Consider the following 3,825-nt stretch of genomic DNA (forward strand, 5'->3'; position numbering starts at 1 on the left):
CTGGAGTCCGCCCAACTCCACCAGCCCGTACCAGGCCGTCAGAAACACCACCGGTACCGCAGCCGCCTGCCGGAAGCTCCAGCCCTCCGGGATCGCCACCACCATCCGCGCGTCTGTCACCGCCAGCGGACCGAAGGCCCGGTCGAAAATACCCATGACCCGATCGCCCACCACGACATCGGTGACGCCCGGGCCGACATCCATGACGACTCCGGCGCCCTCGCCACCCAGCCCGGTCTGCCCCGGGACCATGCCCAGACTGATCAGCGCATCCCGGAAGTTGATACCGGCCGCGTGCACCGCCACCCGCACCTGCCCGGGCCCCAAGGGCTCCAGCGCCTCCGGGCACGGCACCGGCTTGACGTTGTCCACCGTTGCCGCACCCGCCAACTCCAGCCGCCATGCGGGCTGTCCCACCAGTCCGACCACATCCCCGCTGCTCGGGCCACCGGCACACATCAGCCGAGGCACCCACATCCGCCCGGCCCGCAGCGCCACCTGCGGCTCGTCCAGGTCCGCCGCTCGCGCCACGGCGGCGGCCATCACACTGTCCTCGAGCGCCTCGGAGTCCGGGTCGAGATCGACCAGAAGGAAGCGCCCCGGGTTCTCCGCCTGCGCACTGCGCACCAGCCCGCACACGGCGGCACCGGGCATGTCCACCCCACTGTCACCGGGGCCCTCAGGCTCGGGCGCGCCGATCGCGACCGCTCCCCGCGTCACCACCACCATCCGGGCGTCGGCCAACCGTGGCTCGGCCAGCCAGCCCTGCACGAGCCCCAACACCCGCTCTGTAAAGGCCAGACCGTTCGCCGCCACATCCTCCGCGTCCTCGTCGACCGATTCACCGCCGGCCGGCAGATACACCATGCCGATCGACGGGACAGGCGCACCACCGTCAAGCGCGGCGATCAGCGCCTCCAGATGCGGATGTCGGACCACGCCCACCCCGATCGGCTCCGGCCCTTCGGTGCCCAGCACCACCCAACCATCGTCATGCGCCGTCCCCGGCTCGGGCCTTCCCACCTCGGTGTCGGGTGACGGCATCTGCAGGATCGGCAAGGGGGTCCAGTCCAGAGTGAACAGCCCGTTCACCTCCCGTCCTCCGGCGGCCTGCAGCTGCTCCGCATCGGCCGAACGCATCACCAGCGAGTCCACCGTGAGCACCGGACCGCCCACGGCATCGGCCACCACCACCCGCAGCCCCCGTTCGCCCTCCGCGCCGTCCTGGCGAGGGGAGAGCCGGACCCGGACCGCTGTCGCCCCGTTCGCCCACAATGACACCCCGTTCCAGGCGAACGGTAGCCACACCCGGCCATCGGTCTCCTCCTGCTCGGGGGCGGGTCGGTCGAGCAGCAGTGCCGGATGCAGCGCGGCGTCCAGCAGCGCGGGGTGGATACCGAATCCCTCCGGTTCTCCGGCGGCCTCGGGCAGCGCCACCTCGGCAAGCACCTCCGCCCCGTGCCGCCATACCGCTCGCAGTCCCTGGAAGGACGGCCCGTACGTGTATCCGGATGCCGCGACACGTGCGTAAAACCCGTCAAGCTGTACGGGTTCCGCGCCCGCCGGAGGCCACGCTCCGCCCAGCTCCTCCACCGGGCTCTCCGAGGGCGGCGGGCTCAGTACGCCCTCCGCATGGCACACCCAGCCCGGGTCCGTACCGGGCTCGGCGTCGCGGTCAGGGCGCGAGTACACCCGCACATCCCGCCGCCCGTCCCCTGTCGCCACTCCGACGACGCTCTGTACGCGCACACCACCGGACGCGGGCAACACGAGCGGTACCTGCAGCGCCAGCTCCTCCACCCCGCCACAGCCCGCCTCGTCGGCCGCGCGCAACGCCCACTCCACCAACGCCGCCCCCGGCACCAGCACCGCCCCCGCCACCACATGCTCAGTCAGCCAACCTCCGGCGCCACCGGCCGAGATCCGCCCGGTCAGCACCAGCCCGCCATCGGCAAGCCCCACCGCCGCCGGCAACAAGGCATGCTCCACCCGCTGCAATCCCGCGGCGGCCACATCACCGACGCCACCGCCCGCGGCCAGCCAGTACCGCTCGCGTTGGAAGGCATACGTGGGCAGGTCCACGGTCCGGGGCGTCGGATCGGCCGGGAACCAGTGCGGCCAGTCGACATCGGCGCCGTGGGCGTGAAGTTGGGCTAGGGCGTGGCCGAATGCCTGGGCATCGGACTGCTTACGGGTGAGAGTGGCCACCACGAGCGGGCTGGGGCGATCGGCAGCCGCTTCATCCGCGGAAGTGTTCTGGAGGGTGTGCTGCGTCGCCGTGGCCAGGACCGGATCGGGTCCGAGCTCGAGGAAGACCCCCGCTTCGGATGCGATATGGGTGATGGCGTCGTGGAAGCGGACGGGTTGCCTCACATGCTGGGCCCAGTAGCCGGGGGTGGCGATCCGCTCATCGACGGGCTCACCGGTGAGGTTGCTGAGCAGCTGGATGGTGGGCCGGCGGTAGGTCAGATCGTCGATGGCCTGGGCGAACGGTTCCAGAATGGGGTCCATCAGCGGAGAGTGGAATGCATGGCTGACCGTCAGCACCCTGGTCTTACGGCCCCTCGCCGCCCAGGCGCTGCTGATGCGGCCGACCAGCTCGGCAGGGCCGGAGATGACGGTGTTGCCGGGGGCGTTCAGGGCGGCGAGACCGACCTGGCCGCCGTGCTGGGCGAGGTCCTCGGCGAGCTCGTCGGCGGTAGCCGCGATGGTGGCCATGGCACCACCGGCCGGGAGTCGGCCCATCAACGTGGCGCGGGCGGCCACCAGCCGGCAGGCGTCGGCCAGATCGAACACGCCTGCCACCTGAGCGGCCGCGATCTCACCGATCGAGTGTCCGATCACCACATCGGGGCGCAGCCCCAGCGAGGTCAGCAGCCGGGCCAGGGCAATCTCCAGCGCGAAGAGCGCGGACTGGGCGTAGGTGGTGTGGTCCAACAGCCCGGGCTGCTCGACCACACCTCCGAAAACCACTTCTCGCAGCGGATGCTCCAGATGCGGGTCAAGCAGCCCGCAGACCTCGTCGAACGCCGTGGCGAACACCGGGAACCGCTCGTACAGCTCGGCGCCCATCCCCAAGCGCTGGCTGCCCTGACCGCTGAACAGCCACACCGTCTTGCCCGTCGAGACCGCGCCGGGGCCGGGACGTACGACGCCCGGGTGCGGCTCGCCGGCCGCCAACGCTTCTACAGCCGCGATCAGCTCATCGCGGTGCTCGCCAACCGCGACCGCCCGGTGCTCGAACAGGGACCGCGTGGTGGCGAGCGACCAGCCCACTTCAACAGCCGACAGCTGCGGGTTCGCGGCCACGCGCTCCACCAAGGCCGCGGCCTGGCCGCGCAGCGCCTCCGCGCTCCGGGCCGACAGCACCCAGGGAACCGTGCCGAGGTCGTTGGACAGCTTGGCCGCGCCCTGTTCAGTTGGCTCGGGAGCCTGTTCGAGGATCACATGGGCGTTGGTGCCGGAGGCTCCGAAGGACGAGACGCCGGCTCGGCGAGGACGTCCATCGCCAGGCCACTCGACCGGTTCGGTCAGCAGCCGCACCGCACCACTGTCCCAGTCCACATGCGGGGTCGGCTCATCGATGTGCAGCGAAGCGGGCAGCACCCCGTGCCGCATCGCCTGCACCATCTTGATCACACCCGCCACCCCGGCAGCCGCCTGAGTATGCCCAATGTTCGACTTCACCGACCCCAGCCACAGCGGCTTGCCCTCCGATCGCTCCTGCCCATAGGTGGCCAGCAGCGCCTGCGCCTCGATGGGATCCCCCAACGTCGTGCCGGTGCCATGCGCCTCGACCGCATCCACCTCAGCCGCCGACAACCG

1 protein-coding gene is annotated in these 3,825 nt (G+C 71.2%); it reads right to left on the reverse strand.

The genetic code is table 11. The annotated features are described in order from the left end of the window. Positions 1-3,825, reverse strand: a 3,825-nt coding sequence (locus ABZS71_RS35360) for an acyltransferase domain-containing protein (RefSeq protein ID WP_356216897.1), incomplete at both ends; no start/stop codon positions are given.

It is taken from the genome of Streptomyces sp. NPDC005393 (genome assembly GCF_040606675.1).
Classification (GTDB): domain Bacteria; phylum Actinomycetota; class Actinomycetes; order Streptomycetales; family Streptomycetaceae; genus Streptomyces.